Origin of the sequence: Leisingera methylohalidivorans DSM 14336 (assembly GCF_000511355.1) — a bacterium.
Taxonomy (GTDB): Bacteria; Pseudomonadota; Alphaproteobacteria; order Rhodobacterales; family Rhodobacteraceae; genus Leisingera; species Leisingera methylohalidivorans.
Map to the genome: position 1 here is coordinate 2508022 of NC_023135.1, position 17566 is coordinate 2525587.

Annotated in this window: 18 protein-coding genes; 2 read left to right on the forward strand and 16 right to left on the reverse strand. The window is 63.8% G+C overall.

The genetic code is table 11. The features are described 5' to 3' along the window. The first annotated feature begins 89 nt into the window (after nt 1–89). Both METH_RS12460 and METH_RS12465 read left to right on the forward strand, forming a co-directional pair. Complete coding sequence (locus METH_RS12460) at nt 90–1184, forward strand: polysaccharide biosynthesis/export family protein (protein WP_425412330.1); 1095 nt, start codon at nt 90–92, stop codon at nt 1182–1184. A gap of 7 nt (nt 1185–1191) precedes the next feature. After that, the gene (locus METH_RS12465) at nt 1192–3204 is read left to right on the forward strand and encodes a capsular polysaccharide biosynthesis protein (RefSeq protein ID WP_024090831.1); all 2013 of its coding nucleotides are present in this window, start codon (nt 1192–1194) and stop codon (nt 3202–3204) included. 139 nt (nt 3205–3343) lie between these two features. Here METH_RS12465 and ribD read toward each other — a convergent pair whose 3' ends face one another. The 16 genes from ribD to METH_RS12545 form a co-directional block, all read right to left on the reverse strand. After that, the gene (gene ribD, locus METH_RS12470; protein WP_084013789.1) at nt 3344–4441 is read right to left on the reverse strand and encodes a bifunctional diaminohydroxyphosphoribosylaminopyrimidine deaminase/5-amino-6-(5-phosphoribosylamino)uracil reductase RibD; all 1098 of its coding nucleotides are present in this window, start codon (nt 4439–4441) and stop codon (nt 3344–3346) included. Beyond that, on the reverse strand, nt 4441–4908 hold the full coding sequence (nrdR, locus tag METH_RS12475; protein WP_024090833.1) for a transcriptional regulator NrdR: 468 nt from the start codon (nt 4906–4908) through the stop codon (nt 4441–4443). Before nrdR ends, ribD begins: the two co-directional genes overlap by 1 nt. A gap of 122 nt (nt 4909–5030) precedes the next feature. Beyond that, entirely contained in the window at nt 5031–5447 is a 417-nt protein-coding gene (locus METH_RS12480) for a secondary thiamine-phosphate synthase enzyme YjbQ (RefSeq protein WP_024090834.1), read from the reverse strand. 60 nt (nt 5448–5507) lie between these two features. Continuing rightward, a complete protein-coding gene (locus tag METH_RS12485; protein WP_044008660.1) occupies nt 5508–5933 on the reverse strand; it encodes a hypothetical protein in 426 nt (141 codons plus the stop codon). Between the two features lie 49 nt (nt 5934–5982). Next, nucleotides 5983–6393, reverse strand: a complete 411-nt coding sequence (locus METH_RS12490; protein ID WP_024090836.1) for a hypothetical protein — start codon at nt 6391–6393, stop codon at nt 5983–5985. Nucleotides 6394–6821: 428 nt separating this feature from the next. After that, nucleotides 6822–7223, reverse strand: coding sequence for a hypothetical protein (locus METH_RS12495; protein ID WP_024090837.1), 402 nt, complete (start codon nt 7221–7223; stop codon nt 6822–6824). A 106-nt stretch (nt 7224–7329) separates the two neighbouring features. Beyond that, nucleotides 7330–7626: a hypothetical protein gene (locus METH_RS12500; RefSeq protein WP_024090838.1), complete on the reverse strand. Its 297-nt coding sequence runs from the start codon at nt 7624–7626 to the stop codon at nt 7330–7332. Between the two features lie 84 nt (nt 7627–7710). Then, nucleotides 7711–8256, reverse strand: coding sequence for a DUF4166 domain-containing protein (locus tag METH_RS12505; protein ID WP_044008417.1), 546 nt, complete (start codon nt 8254–8256; stop codon nt 7711–7713). Next, entirely contained in the window at nt 8253–8717 is a 465-nt protein-coding gene (locus METH_RS12510; protein ID WP_052348704.1) for a thiol-disulfide oxidoreductase DCC family protein, read from the reverse strand. Before METH_RS12510 ends, METH_RS12505 begins: the two co-directional genes overlap by 4 nt. A gap of 13 nt (nt 8718–8730) precedes the next feature. Beyond that, nucleotides 8731–9198 (reverse strand): hypothetical protein, encoded by a 468-nt coding sequence (locus METH_RS12515; protein ID WP_024090841.1) that lies wholly within the window; start codon nt 9196–9198, stop codon nt 8731–8733. 49 nt (nt 9199–9247) lie between these two features. Next, nucleotides 9248–11233, reverse strand: coding sequence for an RNA polymerase sigma factor RpoD (gene rpoD / locus METH_RS12520; protein ID WP_024090842.1), 1986 nt, complete (start codon nt 11231–11233; stop codon nt 9248–9250). Nucleotides 11234–11367: 134 nt separating this feature from the next. Further along, complete coding sequence (gene dnaG, locus METH_RS12525; RefSeq protein ID WP_024090843.1) at nt 11368–13365, reverse strand: DNA primase; 1998 nt, start codon at nt 13363–13365, stop codon at nt 11368–11370. Between the two features lies 1 nt (nt 13366). Next, nucleotides 13367–13705 carry a hypothetical protein gene (locus METH_RS12530; protein ID WP_024090844.1) on the reverse strand — a complete coding sequence of 113 codons (339 nt, stop codon included), beginning with the start codon at nt 13703–13705 and terminating at the stop codon, nt 13367–13369. A 37-nt stretch (nt 13706–13742) separates the two neighbouring features. After that, nucleotides 13743–14288 carry a sarcosine oxidase subunit gamma gene (locus tag METH_RS12535; RefSeq protein WP_024090845.1) on the reverse strand — a complete coding sequence of 182 codons (546 nt, stop codon included), beginning with the start codon at nt 14286–14288 and terminating at the stop codon, nt 13743–13745. Continuing rightward, nucleotides 14281–17226 carry a sarcosine oxidase subunit alpha family protein gene (locus METH_RS12540; RefSeq protein WP_024090846.1) on the reverse strand — a complete coding sequence of 982 codons (2946 nt, stop codon included), beginning with the start codon at nt 17224–17226 and terminating at the stop codon, nt 14281–14283. The genes METH_RS12535 and METH_RS12540 overlap by 8 nt, the downstream gene beginning before the upstream one ends. After that, nucleotides 17223–17492, reverse strand: coding sequence for a sarcosine oxidase subunit delta (locus tag METH_RS12545; protein WP_024090847.1), 270 nt, complete (start codon nt 17490–17492; stop codon nt 17223–17225). The genes METH_RS12540 and METH_RS12545 overlap by 4 nt, the downstream gene beginning before the upstream one ends. Between the last annotated feature and the right edge of the window lie 74 nt (nt 17493–17566).

Sequence of the window (17566 nt, forward strand, 5' to 3'; positions counted from 1 at the left end):
GTTGCCCCTAAAACTTGAGGCAAACAATAATTGGTCGAGGAGACCGAGCAGTGAAATCCGTTTCCCTTCGCTGGGCGCGTCCGGTGGCGATGCTGACGGCATTGGCCCTTGCGGTCTCTTGCGGCCTGCCCAAGGTCGGCCCTAACAAGCGCCAGATCTTCGCCGGGTCCGTGCAGCGGGAAGGCGATGCCTTCATCGTCTCCGTCAACGACCGCGTCGCCCGTGCCACAGCCGTTGTTCCGGCCCTTGGCTTTTCTTCCGGCTTCACCTCTGCGGGCCGGCTCACCTCGGACACCATCCGTCCCGGCGACGTGCTGGGGCTGACGGTCTGGGAGAACGTGGATGACGGGCTGCTGGCGGCCGAGGCCACCAACTCCACCGTGCTGGAGGAGGTGCAGGTCGACAGTGCAGGCTATATTTTCGTGCCCTACGCAGGCCGCTTGCGCGCCTCCGGCAATACACCCGACCAGCTGCGCGAGACCATCACCAGAAAGCTCGAAGACCAGACCCCCGACCCGCAGGTTCAGGTGCGCCGTCTGGCCGGTGACGGTGCCACGGTCAGTCTGACAGGCGCTGTCGGCGGCCAGGGCGTCTATCCGATCGAACGCCCGACCCGGACCCTGTCCTCGATGCTGGCCCAGGCCGGCGGCGTGACAATCTCGCCGGAAATCGCCCAGGTCACCGTGATCCGGGGTCAGGAAAAGGGCAAGATCTGGTTCCAGGATCTGTTCGACCATCCGGAGCTGGACGTGGCCCTGCGCGGCGGCGACCGTATTCTGGTGGAAGAAGACACCCGCTCCTTCACCGCCTTGGGCGCGACCTCGGCCCAGGCGCGGGTGCCGTTTGAAAGCCAGGACCTCTCGGCGCTGGAAGCCATCGCCCAGGTCGGCGGTCTGATTTCCACCGCCTCCGATCCGACCGGGGTGTTTGTGCTGCGCAATGAGCCGGCCGAGATCGCCAACCAGGTGCTGGGCCGCGATGACCTGATCGGCGCGCAGCGGTTGGTCTATGTGCTGAATCTGACCCAGCCGAACGGGTTGTTTATCGCCCGCGATTTCGTGATCCGCGACGACGACACCCTTTATGTCACCGAAGCGCCCTACGCCCAGTGGACCAAGACCATCTCGCTGCTTGTGACGCCGGTGGGGTCGCTGTCGAGCGTTTCGGCCGCCCTGGGCGAATAATCAGCAAATGCGCCTGATGCCAGGCCGGACAGAAGCCGGAAGCACGTCTTCCCGGCTTTTTGTTTTCAATGGCGGCTTTCTGACCCAGCGCCGGGTGCGGCGGATCCTGCAGCTTTGCGGTCACCGCATCCGGCTGGGGCTGCCGCAGGCCGAGGATCTGGTTGGCATCTGGGGCGCCACGCCCACTGCGCACCGGGGCCTTGCAGTCGCCGCACAGCGCGGCTGCGGGCTGCTCAGGGTCGAGGATGCCTTTCTGCGCTCGCTCCACCCCGGCCGTGCAGGCGAGCCGCCCATGGGGCTGCTGCTGGACCAGGCAGGGGTGCATTTCGACGCGGCGCAGCCGTCAGAACTGGAACAGATGCTGGCCGGACATCCGCTGGATGACGCGCATCTGATGCGCCGGGCACGCGATGCGATTGCCCGGCTCAAGCACGCCCATCTCAGCAAGTACAACGCTTTTGATCCCGCGACCCCGGCGCCGGAGCCGGGCTATGTTCTGGTTGCGGATCAGGCGCGCGACGACGCCTCGGTCGCTGCATCACGCGCCGATCGGGCGCGGTTTCTGGAAATGCTTGCCTTTGCCCAGGAAGAGCACCCTGGCGCGCGGGTGCTGATCAAGACCCACCCCGAGACATTGCGCGGTTACCGGTCGGGGTATTACGATGCCAAGGACGCGCAGGGGCGGGTGGAACTGTTCACCGCCAGTATGTCGCCCTGGGCGCTGCTGGAGGGGGCCGTCGGTGTTTATACTGTCTCCTCGCAGCTGGGGTTTGAAGCAATCCTGGCAGGCCATAAGCCGCGTGTCTTCGGACAACCGTTCTACGCGGGTTGGGGGCTGAGCATTGACGACGCCCCGCCCGCCCGCAGGCAGCGCCGGCTGACGCGGGCTCAGCTGTTTGCAGCCGCAATGATTCTCTACCCCAAGTGGTACGACCCGTTCCAAGATGAATTATGCGGGCTGGAAACGGTGCTGGACAATCTGGAGGCTCGGGTGCGGGCCTGGCGGGACGACCACTGCGGCTGGGCGGCTTCGGGCATGCGGCTGTGGAAACGCAAGCCGCTGCAGAAGTTCTTCGGCGCCGAAAAGCGGATGCTGTTCACCGAAGACCCGGCCACAGCGCAGGCCGGCGGGCGCAGGCGGATGGTCTGGGCCGGCAAGGCGGACGCGGCGCAGGAGGGCGCCGTGCAGGTGGAGGACGGTTTTCTGCGCTCCCGCGGACTGGGAGCTGAGCTGGTGCCGCCCCTGTCGCTGGTGACCGACCGCCAGGGGATCTACTACGACCCGCGCCGCGCCTCGGATCTGGATAGGCTGATTGCCAGCAGGGTTGAGATGAGCCAGGCCGAGGAGTTGCGGGCCGAGCATCTGGTGCGGTCTCTGGTCCGGGACGGCGTGTCGAAGTACAATCTCGGCGGCACCGCCCCTGCCCTGCCCGAGGGCCACCGGATCCTGGTGCCTGGCCAGGTGGAGGATGACGCCTCGATCCTTTGCGGCGCCGGAGAAGTGAAGACCAACCTGGATCTGCTGCGCGGGGTGCGGCAGGCCAACCCGGACGCGGTGATTGTCTACAAGCCGCATCCGGATGTGGAGGCGGGACTGCGCAAGGGCCAGGTTGCGGCAGAGGGGCTGGCGGATGCGGTTGCCTCCCATGCGGACCCCATGGCCCTGCTGGGCGCGGTGCAGGAGGTCTGGACGATGACCTCTCTTCTGGGGTTTGAGGCGCTGCTGCGCGGACTTCCCGTGACCACGCTGGGAACCCCGTTTTATGCAGGCTGGGGCCTGACAACGGATCTGGCCCCGGTGCCGCCGTGGCGGCAGGCCCAGGTCACAGTTCTTGGCCTCGCCTATGCGGCGCTGATCGACTACCCGCGCTATTTCGACCCGGTGACCGGACAGCCCTGCCCGGTGGAGGTGGCCGTGAGGCGTCTGCGCGAAGGCCGGCTGCCGCATCCAGGCCTCGGCAACCGGCTGCTGTCCAAACTGCAGGGGCTGTTTGCCACCTACGCCCATCTGTGGCGCTGACCACCCCGGCAAGCCCAAAGCGGAAGGCTCCCGCGCCCGCAGGGCACCCTGACTGACGCCAGCCCGCCCAAGGGGAGCGGAGCATGACACATGCTCCGCCGCCGGACGGTAGAACCTGTCTTGACAGAATAAGGGATGATCAGCGCAGCGCGCGGGTCCAGCGATGCAGAATGTCCTTGCCGAGGGGACGGGTTTCAACCAGATCGAACCGCGGCGCCTCGTCCAGACGCCCGATGCCCAGCGCACCGATCGATGGCAGCCCTTCGGCACCGATGCCCAGTCCGGCGGTAAATCCGATCAGCTCATCCACCAGATCAAACGCCAGCAACGATGCCGCCAATGCGCTGCCGCCTTCGCAGAACACCCTCGTGAGCCCCGCCTGACCCAGCTGCTGCAACACATCCGCAGCGTCCAGTTGCACCCCGTGAGAGGCGCAGGGGATCAGCTTGGCGCCCAGTCCTTCCCAGGCCTGGATCCGCTCATGATCAGCGCCGTGACCGTGGCACAGCCAGACCGGCACGTCCCTGGCCGTACGGGCCAGCTGCCCCATCAGCGGCAAGTCCAGATGGCGGGAGATCACCACCCGCACCGGCTGGTGGTCCACACCCAGGTCCCGAACCGTCAGCGAGGGATCATCCGCCCGCGCAGTCCCGCCGCCGACCATCACCGCGTCATGGCGCGCGCGCATTGCGTGCACGGCGCGGCGCGCCTCCGGTCCGGTGATCCATTTGCTTTGGCCTGATCCGGTGGCAATGCGCCCGTCAAAACTGCTTGCCAGCTTCAGCGTCACCAGCGGGCGGCCCTGTTCGGTCTTCAGAAAGAACCCAGCATGATCCCGCGCTGCCTGTGCCCCCCATATGCCGGTGGCCACCGCGATGCCCGCATCGCGCAGCATCTGAAAACCGTGCCCGGACACCCGCGGATCGCTGTCCTCGATCGCCGCAACAACCCGCGCCAGCCCGGCATCGATCAGCGCCTGCGCGCACGGCGGAGTCTTGCCGTGATGGGCGCAAGGTTCCAGCGTCACATAAGCGGTGGCGCCGCGTGCGGCCTCACCGGCCTGCGCCAGCGCTTCGGTTTCGGCATGGGGGCGGCCGCCCGGCCGGGTCCAGCCGCGGCCCACAACGCGGCCGCCCTGCACGATCACACAGCCGACCGCTGGGTTCGGCCAGCAGTTGCCCTGCCCGCGCCGCCCCAGGGACAGCGCCAGCGCCATGAAACGGTGATCGGAATCCATCAGTCTTCCGGCGCGGTGCCGGGGCGGAGCTCGTGAACAAAATCCTCGAAATCATCCGCCGCCTGAAAGTTTTTGTAAACGCTGGCAAAGCGCACGTAAGCCACAGTGTCGATCCGGGCCAGCGCCTCCATCACGATCTCGCCGATTTTCTTCGAGCCGATATCCGTTTCGCCCATGCTTTCCAGCCGCCGCACAATGCCCGAGATCATCTGATCAATGCGCTCCGGCTCAATCGGGCGTTTCTGCATCGATATGCGGATGGAGCGTTCCAGCTTGTCGCGGTCGAAATCCTCGCGTTTGCCGCTGGTCTTGATCACCACTAAATCGCGCAGCTGAACCCGTTCATAGGTGGTGAAACGGCCGCCGCAAGCCGGGCAGAACCGGCGCCGCCGGATTGAAACATGATCTTCGGCGGGGCGTGAATCCTTGACCTGAGTGTCGATATTTCCGCAAAATGGGCAGCGCATCCGCCTGCTCCCTCAATCCTGTCAGCCTATTGTTTGTGCCGGTGTTTGCCCGGTTATCCACAACTATAGGCTACCCTCCATAATTTGGGTAGAGGTGATTTATGGCCGCTAGATAAAGAGGTTCAGACCAGATGCGCGGCCACACGCCGCTGATGCGGTTTATCGCGGTGTTCAAACAGGTAGATCCCCTGCCAGGTGCCCAGCACCGGGGCGCCGCCGCTGACAGGGACAGACAGGCTCACCGGCAGCATCGCCGCCTTGATATGAGCAGGCATATCATCCGGACCCTCATAAGTGTGCTGCAGATAGGCCATCGACGGATCGGAGGACGGCGGCACCAGCCGGGCAAAGAAGGCGCCAAGGTCGGTCTGCACCTCGGGGTCGGCATTTTCCTGGATCAGCAAGGAACAGGATGTATGGCGGACAAACAGGGTCAGCAGCCCCACCTGCAGGCCGGTTCCAGTGACCCAGGCCCGTACTTCGCGGGTAAACTCATAAAGGCCTTGCCCGCGCGTCGGAATGGTAAACTCATGCTGCATAGTGCTTTTGTGGCTGAACCCGGCCCGGCTGGCAACCGCTATGCCCGGTGACGGCGCCGGCTAAGGCAGCCAGCGGTCCCGCCCCGGCAGCCGGTCGTAGCAATAAGTCTGCGCAGCTGTCACCCGCAGATTGTCACCTGCCTCGCGCACATTCAGCGACAGGCTGGAGGACCTATCAGGAACACCTGGCGGCAGGCCGAAGGCAAATTGCACCGCCTTGCGCCCGGGGCGGTTCACGGAAGGCCCCTCGCCGCGCCAGACATAGATCCGCTGGTTCACCGGCGCCCGCAGCTGGCGGATGGCAAAATCGGCGATGCTGCACCAGTAATCCTGTGCGCCGGACCGGCTTCGGGCGATCACCTCCCAGACACCTTCGGAGACCGGCAGCACCTCGTTCCGGTTAATCGCGCGCCAAGCGGATGCAGGCAATGGGACAGCCAGAGCAAACGCCAGCATCCCTGACAGCCACAATCTTTTACAGGTCATCTCAACCTCCCTCTCCGCCGTCGCGCAACGGCAGCGGATCATTCTGATCTCACGGCCGCCCGAACGGAATAAAGCAATATCCCAATGCTTCCTGAACACTCATTGTATCACCAGATTGCAGGCTGTTGACAGACCCGTATCCGCCAGCCGGTGCCGCTGGAGCCAAATCCGGGTCCAGCGTGAACTGGACTGCTGAGCGGCGTCCGGTTGTTTCGCTGCGGCCCAGCCCGCGGGTGATATGCAACATGCTGTTCCGGGAAACCCGCAGACTGCGCTGCGCATAATCCGCTGCCCCGCACCAGAAGAGATACCCGTTGCCTGTGTTCGGGATGACTTCGAACACGCCATCGGATACCGGATTGACGCGGATACTGTGGCGGCTGGCGCCGGCGGCTGAACTGTCAGGGAACGCCACCAGCAATAACGAGGCACAGAGTGCGGCAGCGGCGGCAATTTTCATCTCATTTCCCTTTCGTTTAGCGGGGCACATGCCGGTTCAGGCTGTCCCTCTCCAAGGGTAGGGAAAATTCGAACACAAGCCAGTCACACTGCCGTGCAATGGCTGGCACGTGTCGGCGGTTAACCCCGCCCGGCCTCAGTCAGCGCCGCTGCCAGCAGAGCAGAACCGGATTCTACGGCACTTTGACCTCAGGTCCGGCAGGGGCGGCTGATGGACCCCTTGCCGCACGGAAAGACCCCTCTCCGTAACGGTGCCGGCGGGCTGCCGCGGCTTGCAGCTCACGCGGTAAGACAAGTACTTGCGGAACACTGCAGCTTATTCGCAGCCGGTCCGGCGTCGCTGATTGCAAACCTGAAGTCCGCAGCTTTCAGGCGGCCGGTGCGTCGGAAGCCGCCTGGCACCCGCTGCCTCGCCTGCTGACCGGACCATCAAAGGGCGGCGGCTTCGACGCAGTATCCATATCCCTGCTGCACCGACATGCTTTCACCCGGACGAAAGCCCAGCGACAGCCAGCCCGTCTTGGGCTCGACACCGCTCCGCTCCGGGTAAAGCGTGAATTGCACCGAGGACCGGCGCCCGGTGGTGACGCTGACATCGCGGCCGCGCACCACATAAAACCGGTCCGTCCAGCCAGCGCCCAGCTCGCGGCGGGCGTATTCGGCAGCGGCGCACCAGTAATCCCAGGTGCCGCCGGATCCGCGCGGCACCACTTCATAGACCGTGTCATTGACAGGCAGAACCCGCACGCCGCGGTTGGTGGTGAAGGCATCCGCAGCTGCGGCAATGGAAGAAAGGCAAGCCAGGCCTGCTGCGCAAAGGAGGTTTTTCATTCGGCACTATCCCTATGTTCGCTTCAACATAGGGTTTGGCGGCAGCGGCTCCAACAGACAGGTGCCGTCTTTGCCGCGGCCTCTCGCAGATGTGTGACAGCGGGTCTCAGGTGCGGGACGGAAAGGGAATGATCTCTGCACTGTCTTGATGATGGCTCAGCACGCCTTCGAGGATGGCCAGCGCTGCGGCGTTTGGGACCGTGCCTGTGTCAGGGTGGAACTTTTCCCGTGCCTGGCGGCGCAGCATATCCTTGGTCTGCACCCCGTCCATTTGCTTTAGCGCGTCACCCTGATCCGCCAGCGCATCGATCATGAACCGGTTCGCGGTTACCAGATCATTCAGCGATTGGAGCTTTTCGGTCAGCACCAGCAGCGCCGTGTTCAGATTGGAATGTGCAGACATTCTCTTCCCCCGGAAGGCCAATAAGCAACAGCGCCAATTTTAGAGCCTGCCAAGGTGCCGGACAATGCCGAGGTTAGCAAATGGTTAACGCCTCAGATCCAACTCCGGCAGCACCAGATACCCGCTGTAACGCACCAGCAGGCCGATTCGCGGCAGGCTGGCAGAAATGTCAAAGCCCAGATGCCCCTCCGGCGTCTCAAATTCGGTTGAGACGCTTTGCGGGCAAAGGGCTTGGGGCAGCGGCACCCCGAACAGCCGGGCCTTGTCCACCGCGACCACCATTGCCCCCTGCTGCACCGAGACGGACAGCTCCAGTTCAACCACCCCGAAGCGTTCCACCGCCCTGCCTGATTGCGGGTCGTACCGCAGGTGCGAACGGGTCAGGAATTTTCCGAAACCGCGCCGCCAGACATGGCCCGGGCCCTGCGGCGTGACATCCAGCCGGAACCGGGTTTCGGCCATTGGCGGCGGAAAGCCAGCAAGCCCCGCCAGCAGCCGCGCCCAGCGGCCGCCGCCCGCGACCTTGACCCTGCCGTGGCTGCATTCCGGCGGCTGCGCATGAAACCGCAGCAGGGCCGGCGGCACCTCCAGGTTTTGCGCGGCGATGATGTCGCCGAATGCATCCCTCATGCGGCGAAGCCTCCAACGGCAAACCGGGCACGAACCTCAGGGCCAGGGATCAGGCAAGTATCAAAGCGGCCGAACAGCCTGTACCGGTTGCGGGCGATGCTGAAGTACAGCGCATCCTTAAGCCGCCCCGGCAGGAACCGGCAGACAGACAAGGCCGGCCAGGGCCCGGGCAGCGCCCGCATTGCGGCGGCAAAGGCATCCAGCCGCTGATAGGTGCGGCCGCCGACGATCACCAGATTGGTCTCGAACTCATCCGTAGGCAGCCCGTGTTCGCGGTAAAGCTGCTGCCCCAGCGGCGATTGCGCGGTGGCAAAGGCAAACCGCCCTGCCCGGTCATGGCGCAGCATGAAGCGGAAGAAACCGGAGCACAGCACACAGGTGCCGTCAAAGACGATGAGGTTGTCAGATTCCGACACTAGAGGACCGTCTGTTTGTTCAAGTAGATGTCTCACCGGTTGCATATCTGGCAGCTGGTTAACCCGTCATATTTGCAAACGGCAACTTTCCGTGCAGTTTCATAAAAGCCGAGATTAGGCTTTTTTCAACCACTCGCGGCTCTTCTGACGTTCGCTTCCATTGAACCGTCAGATCCATTGCGTCAGCCAATTGCCAGATCAGCCGCCAGCCATAATGCCCGGCCGGTTTTCCTGCCCCAAACTTAGCATATGTCAAAATGCGATTCTTCAATGTGGCTCTCAGGCCGGTGCCGCCAGCCTTGCCAAAATACAGGATTTCAGCACCCTCCACCCATTTCTCTTGCAGTCTGTAGATCGGCACCGTCGGGTCTTTGCCCTTAAATCGGCCACCGGCGCTGCTAGGCAAAAACGAAACCGTAAATCCGCGCGGCACCACCACCGCATAGACCCCTTGCTCCTGCGGCAAGTCCACCGCCCCAGTCAACAGGTCGGCAAAGGAGGTTTCCCCTTCATACCCATCGAGCATGATGCACTTCCTCCAACAAAAAAGGCGCCCCGCGGGGCGCCTTTTAAATTTACTGATCCAGGAAGCTGCGCAGTTTGCGGCTGCGGCTGGGGTGCTTCAGTTTCCTGAGCGCCTTGGCCTCGATCTGGCGGATCCGTTCACGGGTCACGCTGAACTGCTGGCCGACTTCTTCCAGCGTGTGGTCGGTGTTCATGCCGATGCCGAACCGCATCCGCAAAACCCGCTCCTCACGCGGGGTGAGCGACGCCAGAACCCGGGTGGTGGTTTCCTTGAGGTTTTCCTGAATGGCGCTGTCGAGCGGCAGCACTGCATTCTTGTCCTCGATGAAATCGCCCAGCTGGCTGTCTTCCTCGTCCCCGATCGGGGTTTCAAGGCTGATCGGCTCCTTGGCGATCTTCATCACCTTGCGGACCTTCTCCAGCGGCATCTGCAGCTTTTCGGCCAGTTCTTCCGGCGTCGGCTCGCGGCCGATCTCATGCAGCATCTGGCGGCCGGTGCGGACCAGCTTGTTGATGGTCTCGATCATGTGGACCGGGATCCGGATGGTGCGCGCCTGATCCGCGATCGAGCGGGTGATCGCCTGGCGGATCCACCAGGTCGCATAGGTCGAGAACTTGTAGCCGCGGCGGTATTCGAACTTGTCCACCGCCTTCATCAGGCCGATGTTGCCCTCCTGGATGAGATCCAGGAACTGCAACCCGCGGTTGGTGTATTTCTTGGCGATCGAGATCACCAGGCGCAGGTTGGCCTCAACCATTTCCTTCTTGGCCTGGCGGGCTTCTTTCTCGCCCTTTTGAACCTGCTGCACGATGCGGCGGAATTCCGAGATATCCAGACCGACATACTGGCCGACCTGGGCCATGTCGGCGCGCAGTTCCTCGACCTTGCCGGTGGAGCGTTCGATGAACATCTGCCAGCCGCGGCCGGGCTTTTCGCCCATGTCGGCAAGCCAGTTCGGGTCCAGCTCGCGGCCGCGGTAGGCGTCAATGAACTCGCGGCGGTTGATGCGGGCCTGGTCGGCCAGCTTGACCATCGCGCTGTCAATTTGCATCACCCGGCGGTTGATGCCGTAGAGCTGGTCAATCAGCGCCTCGATCCGGTTGTTGTGCAGATGCAGCCCGTTCACCAGTTCGACGATTTCCGAGCGCAGCGCTTGATAGGTCGCCTCGTCCTGCGTGCTGAAGGAGCCGTCCTCGTTCAGGGTTGCCGAGATCCGGCTGTCCTGCATCTCGGACAGCTGGGCAAAGTCGGTCGAGATCCGCTCAAGCGTGACCAGCACCCGGTCCTTGAGCGCGGCCTCCATCGCGGCCAGCGACATGTTGGCCTGTTCATCTTCGTCATCGTCGTCATCGCTGGCGATCGGATTGCCGTCGGCGTCCAGTTCCGGACCTTCATCCTTGGCCGGCTTGGCTGCTGCAACAGCCGCGGTATCGACAACCGGCGCTTCCTCTTCGCCGTCCTCGTCCAGCTGGTTGCCGAAGGTGGCCTCCAGGTCGATGACGTCGCGCAGGAGGATATCTTCGGACAAAAGTTCGTCGTGCCAGATGGTGATCGCCTGGAAGGTCAGCGGGCTTTCGCACAGCCCCAGGATCATCGTATTGCGGCCGGCTTCGATCCGCTTGGCGATGGCTATCTCGCCTTCCCGGCTCAGCAGCTCAACCGAGCCCATCTCGCGCAGGTACATACGCACCGGATCATCGGTGCGGTCCAGCTTTTCAGCCTGGGCGCCGGCCAGCGCAACCTCGCGCGGGCCTTCGGTGGTCACAAGGTCGGTGGTGCCCTTGTTTTCTTCTTCCTCGGCTTCTTCGTCCTCGATGATGTTGATGCCCATTTCGCTGAGCATCGACATCACGTCTTCGATCTGTTCCGAGCTGACCTGATCCGGCGGCAGAACCTGATTGAGCTGATCGTAGGTGATGTAGCCTTTCTCGCGGGCCTCCGCGATCATCTTCTTGACCTGAGTCTGGCTCATGTCGAGTGAGATTTCGGCATCCTGATCGTCAGGTTTGCGGTCGTCGGTGTCTTTGGCGGCCATTCAATGCTCCTACTCAGGGGCTGCGGGGCGATTCGGGTCGCGCGAATCATTAGCGCGATTCTCTGATTCGTCACCCCGTTTACCCAATTTTCCTGTGCTCTTCCTTAGCAAAACGCAGAATCATCCGATCTGCGTCATTTACCGGAAAAGCCGATCCGGTCCAAAAGGGCGCCGAATGCGTCGCGCTCATCGCGGTTGAGCCGCGCGCCGTTCTCGCCCACATCATACTGCGCCTGGTCCTCATTCTCGCTGCGCACCGCCTTGTTCTTGGCCTCGGCTGCCTGCCGCAACCGCCAGGTCAGCGCCTCATCTGCAAGGCCGCCCAGATCCTCTTCGGCCTCCGCCAGTTCCGCGTCCAGCCCGCGCCGCGCTTCCAGCTTTGCAAACTCCTCGGCCAGGGTCATGCTGGCCAGCTCGGTGTCGCCGGGTTTGCGCAGGCAAGGGGTAATTCCGACATGGCGAAGGCCAAAGAGGTTTTCAAGGGCATGCGGCCCCAAAGACCAGTCGATTTCCTCGCGCAGACGCTCCGGTGCGCTGATACCGTGGCGCAGCACCATGTCGCGCAGCGCCGCCAGATCCGGGTCGGCACACTGGAGGCGCTCCAGGCTGGTCTCGAATTCGGGGATCACAGCCGGGGTGGTGATCGCCGTGGCCAGGATCACCGCTTCGCGCATTGCAGCAAAATATTCGTCCTCGGCACCTGCCACCAGCGAGGCGCGGGTGGTTGCCCGCGGCTGCGGGATCGGGCCAAATCCCTTGCCGGGCTTCCAGGGCGGACGGGTGCCATCGCGGAAGCCGCCGCCGCGGGAACCGCGCTGCTGGAAACTGCTTTCGCCGCCGCTGCGGGTGCCGCGGAACAGTTGCCAGCGCATCTCCTTGACGTCTTCGCCGTAGTGTTTGCGGATCGACGGGTCGCGGATCAGCTTGATCTTTTCGCGCAGGCTTTTGTCCAGCGACGCTTTGCGCTCGGGGCTGTCGAACACCTTGCCCTCGGTCTCGCGCTGCCACAGCAGTTTGACCATCGGCATCGCCTGATCCAGCACCGCCTGCACCGCCTCCGGGCCTTGGCTGCGGATCATGTCGTCAGGATCCTTGCCCTCGGGCATGATGGCAAAGCGCAGGGACTTGCCCGCCTCCAGCAGCGGCAGCGCCAGATCGATAAGCCGCATGGCGGCCCGGATGCCGGCTTTGTCGCCGTCCAAGGCGATGATCGGCTCGTCCGACATCCGCCACAGCATCTGCAGCTGGTTTTCAGTGATCGCGGTGCCCAGCGGCGCAACAGAAGACTGAAAACCGCCCTCAGCCAGCGCAATCACATCCATATAGCCCTCGGCCACGATCAGCGAAGACCCCCGCCCGGAGGCAGCCCGGGCAGGCCCGTGATTATACAGGCTGCGGCCCTTGTCGAACAGCTCAGTCTCCGGCGAGTTCAGGTATTTGGCGTTGTCATTGGGGTCCATCGCACGGCCGCCAAAGGCAATCGCCCGGCCCCGCGCATCGCGGATTGGGAACATGATCCGGTTGCGGAACGTGTCATAAGGATTGCCGCCCTTGTTCGATGGCTTGGCCAGGCCCGCGCCGATGATCAGGTCCTCGGGGACGTTTTTGCCGCGCAGGGCATCCCACAGGTTCTGCCAGCCATCAGGGGCAAAGCCGATCTCCCAGCGATCCAGCGCCTGCGCGGTCAGCCCGCGGCGCTGCAAATATCCGCGGGCGTCATGGGCAGCGCTGGTTTTGAGCTGCAGGCGGAAGAATTGCACCGCCTGTTCCATCACCTCCGCCAGCAGGGCCCGGCGGTCCTGTTTCTCCTGCGCGCGCGGGTCGCGCTTTGGCATTTCCATGCCCGCCTCCTGCGCCAGGATCTCCACCGCCTCCATGAAACCGACATTCTCGGTTTCCTGAACAAACTTCAACGCATCGCCCTTGGCGTGGCAGCCGAAGCAATAATAGAATCCCTTGCGGTCCTCGACATGGAAAGAGGCGGTCTTTTCGTGGTGGAAGGGGCACGGGCTCCAGAAGTCCCCTTTGCCCGGCTGCGACTTGCGCTGATCCCACATGACCTTGCGCCCGACAACATCAGAGATACTGATGCGGGTGCGCAATTCATCCAGAAAGCCGGGCGGCAGGGACATATCAGTTCGACTTCAGCTGGTTCTGCATCGACTGGATCTGATCCCAGTTCTGCAGGCACTGTTCCTCGAACAGCGCACCGAGGTCGGCGTTCTTCAGGTCGCGCCGCTTCATCGCGTAGACATGGCTCGTCAGCTGCGGGATCGCCTTGGAATAGGTCTCAGGCCAGTCCGGTTCGCTCTCCAGAATCGCCTGCTCCACCTCTTGCTGTTTCACCCGGTCCAGCCGCGCCTGCTGCACTGCAGCCATGACCTGCCCTTGGTATTTGCAGCTTTGTTCTTTGGTTTCAGAAGCATAGGCCGGAGCCGCCAGCAAGGCGGCTGCAAGGGCGATGCGGATCATAGATGCGCTCCGGGAATCAGTTGGTGATCCCCAGAGATTACCCCCGCGCCGCGACAGCTTCCATCGCTGTTTTCAAATCATGCACAAGCGTTTTCGCCATCGAGCGGAACACCATGATCTGAAACGCCTGCGGACCGGTTCGCGTCACTGACGCCATCATGTGCTTCAGCTCGGCCCGCACGGTATGGCCGCGCTTGAACACCGCCCCGCGCAGATCGACCGGCACCAGGCGCGCCAGCACGTCCTCGGCGCCCGCGCCCTCCAGCCGCACCACGGCCCAAGCGTCGCTTTGATCCGTCAGCGCGGCGTGCGCGGCCAGCTTATCCTCCGGCGCAGGCCCCATCAGCAGTGCTGCGTCCCGCCCGAACCAGACCGCGCGGCTGCCCGCCTTTCCGGTGGCGCGGTTCGGGGCCGGGAAGGACATGCCATGCGCCGCCTCCAGCGCCTTGCTCAGCGCCTCCCGCTGGCCTTTGAAGGGCGCCACGGACCAGATATTACCGAGGTGCTCCTCGGTCAGGCTCATGCCGCCGATTGTTGCCGGCAGCAGCCCTTCACAGGGGCTCTTTGCAGTCAGTTCAGCCACGGGCACGGTCTCCTTCGGGATCAAAGAACACAGGGGATACAACCTCGCACAGGGTATCAGCACCGCGCATATGGTCGATCAGGCGCACGGTTTCGCCGATCCGCTCCGGCCCTTCTTTCAGAAAGGCAAGGCCGATGGGATGCCCCAAAGCCGGCGAATAGCCGGCCGAAGTCACATAGCCCTGGTCATAAATCCGCTCCACCGGGTCGCCCGGGTTGAACAGATGCGCACCGGCGGTGATTTCCTTGGCCGCGCCAACCGGCTTCAATCCCACCAGGCGCATCCGGTCTTCGGCCATCAGCCCCTCGCGGGTGGACATGGGTTTACCGAGAAAGTCCTTCTTCTTGGACATCATCCCCTGCAGACCAAGGTCAAAGGCGGTCACGGTGCCGTTAATCTCGGCATGGGTGATCAGGCCCTTCTCGATTCGCAGCACATTCAGCGCTTCCATGCCATAGGCTCCGCCCCCCATCGCCTCCGCCCGCTTCAGCAACTCACGGAACAGGCTCTCGCCATAGCGTGCAGGCACCGCAACCTCATATGCATGCTCACCCGAGAAGGAGATCCGGAACAGCCGCCCCTTGACGCCCATCACCGTGGCCTCGCCGCAGCCCATGAAGGGCCAGGTTTCGCCGTTCACATCCTCGTCCAGCAGGCCGTTCAGCAGCTCCTGCGACTTCGGCCCCGCAACGGCAAACTGTGCCCATTGCTCGGTCACTGAGGTGAAGCGCACATCCCACTCCGGGTACAGCGCCTGGGAGACAAACTCCATATGCGCCATCACCTGCCCCGCAGCGGCGGTGGTGGTGGTCATCACATAATGGTTCTCCCCCAGCCGCGCGGTGGTGCCGTCGTCCATGACGAAGCCATCCTCGCGCAGCATCAGCCCATAGCGGACCTTGCCCGCCTTCAGGGTGCTGAAGGTGTTGGTGTAGAGGTGATCCAGGAACTTGCCCGCATCGGTACCCTGTATGTCGATCTTGCCCAAAGTGGAGACATCGCAGATGCCCACAGCCTTGCGGACCATAGTGACTTCCCGGTCGCAGGACTGGCGCCAGCTGGTTTCCCCCGGCTTCGGGTAATAGGCGGCGCGGTACCACAGGCCCACTTCCAGCTGATGCGCGCCGCGCGCGTCGCTTTCGGCGTGCGAGGTGAGGAAGCGCTGCGGCTTGAAGCCCTCATCCGTGGCCCCTGCCCCCATCGCGCCTAGCGACACCGGCACAAACGGCGGGCGGAAGGTGGTGGTGCCGGTCTCGGGGATCGTCCGGCCCGTTGCATCCGCCAGCACCGCCAATGCCGCAACGTTGGAGTTCTTGCCCTGATCGGTCGCCATGCCCTGGGTAGTGTACCGCTTCATATGCTCGACCGAGCGGAAATTCTCGACCGCGGCCTGTTTCACATCCTTGACGGTCACGTCGTTCTGGAAGTCGAGCCAGGCCCGGCCCTTGCCCGGCACCGCCCACAAGGCGGCGATGCGGTAGGGATCATCCTCCGCATCCGGCAGGTCGGAAACGGTGGATTTAAGGCCCAGCGCCTCCACCACTTTGCCAGCAGCCTCAGCGCCTTCGCGCAGCGCCCCAGCGGTGGAGAACGTGCCGTTGCAGGCGCCTGCCGTGACTATGCCCGGCACAGCTCTCTCAGCGGGCACAAAGGCCAGCGCATCGCGTTTCCAAACAGGGCGGCTGTTCAGGTGGCAGGTCAGATGCACCGACGGATTCCAGCCGCCGGACATCGCCAGGCAATCGGTCTGGATCTTCTCCTCGCCCTTGACCGAGCGCACGGTGATGCTTTCCACCCGATGCCGGCCGGCAGAGCCGCAGACCTGCGCCCCCTTGATCACCTGATAGGGTCCGCCGTCCGGCGCCTCGTGGCGGCTGTCGATCACCGCCGCGATATGCACGCCAGCGTCATGCAGATCGCGCGCTGTGCGGTGGGCCTGGTCATTGTTGGCAAAGACTGTCACCCGCTCCCCCGGCGCCACGCCCCAGCGGTTCAGATAGGCGCGCACGGCGCCCGCCATCATGATGCCCGGCCGGTCGTTGTTGCGGAAGGCCACCGGGCGCTCAATCGCACCCGCCGCCAGCACCGCGTGTTTGGCCGCAATCCGCCAGAAACATTCGCGCGGCAGATGGCCGCCCTTCAGCGAATGGCGCCGCGGCAGGTGATGCGAGACGCGCTCCAGCGCGCCATAGGTGCCCTGATCATAGGCGCCGGTGACAGCGGTGCGGGTCATCAGCCGCACATTGTCCATCGCCTCCAGCTCAGCCAGCACATCAGCGGCCCACTCATGGCCAGGCTTGCCGCCGATTTCCTCGCGCTCAGCCAGCAGACGGCCGCCCATGCGGCTGTCTTCTTCAGCCAGGATCACATCGGCCCCGGCCCGGCCCGCGGTCAGCGCCGCCATCAGCCCGGCAGGCCCGGAACCGATCACCAGCACGTCGCAAAAGGCAAAGGCTTTCTCATAGCGGTCCTGATCCGCCTCGCCGGACAACGCGCCTAGCCCCGCCGCATTGCGGATCAGCGGTTCATAGATCTTTTCCCAGAACGCCGCCGGCCACATGAATGTCTTGTAGTAGAACCCCGCGGTAAAGAAAGGTGCCGCCAGATCATTGACCGCCATCACATCGCGTTCGACCGAGGGCCAGCAATTCTGGCTGCGGGCCTCCAGCCCCTCGAAAATCTCCTGCTGGGTGGCGCGCAGATTGGGATCCTGCTGGCCGCCGGTGCCGATGGTCACCAGCGCGTTCGGCTCCTCGCTGCCGGCGGTCAGCACCCCGCGCGGACGGTGGTATTTGAACGACCGCCCCATCAGATGCACATCATTTGCCAGCAAGGCAGCGGCCAGCGTATCGCCCTCCAGCCCCATCATATGGCGGCCGTTGAAGGCGAAAGTAATCGGTTTTGCGCCCTGATTCAGCCCTTTTCCGGGAAGTCTCATGGTTCACCTCCCAGCCCGGCCTCGGCCGCCAGCTGCACAGCCAGAATCTCATGGGTCGCAGTATCACGGGTCACTTTGAGCCAGGAGTTGCAGCCCATCTCGTGGTACCACAGCTCATCCAGCGGCCCTGCCGGATTCTCGCGCAAGTTCACATATTCATGCCAGGCGTCCAGACCGGCCCCCGCAGCCGGGCGCACAAGTGCGGCACCCTTATAATAGAATTCGCGGCGGTCTCTTTCACCGCAGAGCGGACAGGCAATCCTCATGACCAGCGCCCTTTCATCTTTGCAAAAATACTCCGGGATTGAGACCGCAAGGCCGAGGGGGCAGCGCCCCCTGC

Bases quoted from the DNA above. Each gene is read 5' to 3' on its own strand.
- METH_RS12460 (WP_425412330.1), top strand. From the start codon at position 90: ATGCTGACGGCATTGGCCCTTGCGGTCTCTTGCGGCCTGCCCAAGGTC.
- METH_RS12465 (WP_024090831.1), top strand. From the start codon at position 1,192: ATGCGCCTGATGCCAGGCCGGACAGAAGCCGGAAGCACGTCTTCCCGG.
- ribD (WP_084013789.1), bottom strand. From the start codon at position 4,441: ATGGATTCCGATCACCGTTTCATGGCGCTGGCGCTGTCCCTGGGGCGG.
- nrdR (WP_024090833.1), bottom strand. From the start codon at position 4,908: ATGCGCTGCCCATTTTGCGGAAATATCGACACTCAGGTCAAGGATTCA.
- METH_RS12480 (WP_024090834.1), bottom strand. From the start codon at position 5,447: ATGCAGCATGAGTTTACCATTCCGACGCGCGGGCAAGGCCTTTATGAG.
- METH_RS12485 (WP_044008660.1), bottom strand. From the start codon at position 5,933: ATGACCTGTAAAAGATTGTGGCTGTCAGGGATGCTGGCGTTTGCTCTG.
- METH_RS12490 (WP_024090836.1), bottom strand. From the start codon at position 6,393: ATGAAAATTGCCGCCGCTGCCGCACTCTGTGCCTCGTTATTGCTGGTG.
- METH_RS12495 (WP_024090837.1), bottom strand. From the start codon at position 7,223: ATGAAAAACCTCCTTTGCGCAGCAGGCCTGGCTTGCCTTTCTTCCATT.
- METH_RS12500 (WP_024090838.1), bottom strand. From the start codon at position 7,626: ATGTCTGCACATTCCAATCTGAACACGGCGCTGCTGGTGCTGACCGAA.
- METH_RS12505 (WP_044008417.1), bottom strand. From the start codon at position 8,256: ATGAGGGATGCATTCGGCGACATCATCGCCGCGCAAAACCTGGAGGTG.
- METH_RS12510 (WP_052348704.1), bottom strand. From the start codon at position 8,717: ATGCAACCGGTGAGACATCTACTTGAACAAACAGACGGTCCTCTAGTG.
- METH_RS12515 (WP_024090841.1), bottom strand. From the start codon at position 9,198: ATGCTCGATGGGTATGAAGGGGAAACCTCCTTTGCCGACCTGTTGACT.
- rpoD (WP_024090842.1), bottom strand. From the start codon at position 11,233: ATGGCCGCCAAAGACACCGACGACCGCAAACCTGACGATCAGGATGCC.
- dnaG (WP_024090843.1), bottom strand. From the start codon at position 13,365: ATGTCCCTGCCGCCCGGCTTTCTGGATGAATTGCGCACCCGCATCAGT.
- METH_RS12530 (WP_024090844.1), bottom strand. From the start codon at position 13,705: ATGATCCGCATCGCCCTTGCAGCCGCCTTGCTGGCGGCTCCGGCCTAT.
- METH_RS12540 (WP_024090846.1), bottom strand. From the start codon at position 17,226: ATGAGACTTCCCGGAAAAGGGCTGAATCAGGGCGCAAAACCGATTACT.
- METH_RS12545 (WP_024090847.1), bottom strand. From the start codon at position 17,492: ATGAGGATTGCCTGTCCGCTCTGCGGTGAAAGAGACCGCCGCGAATTC.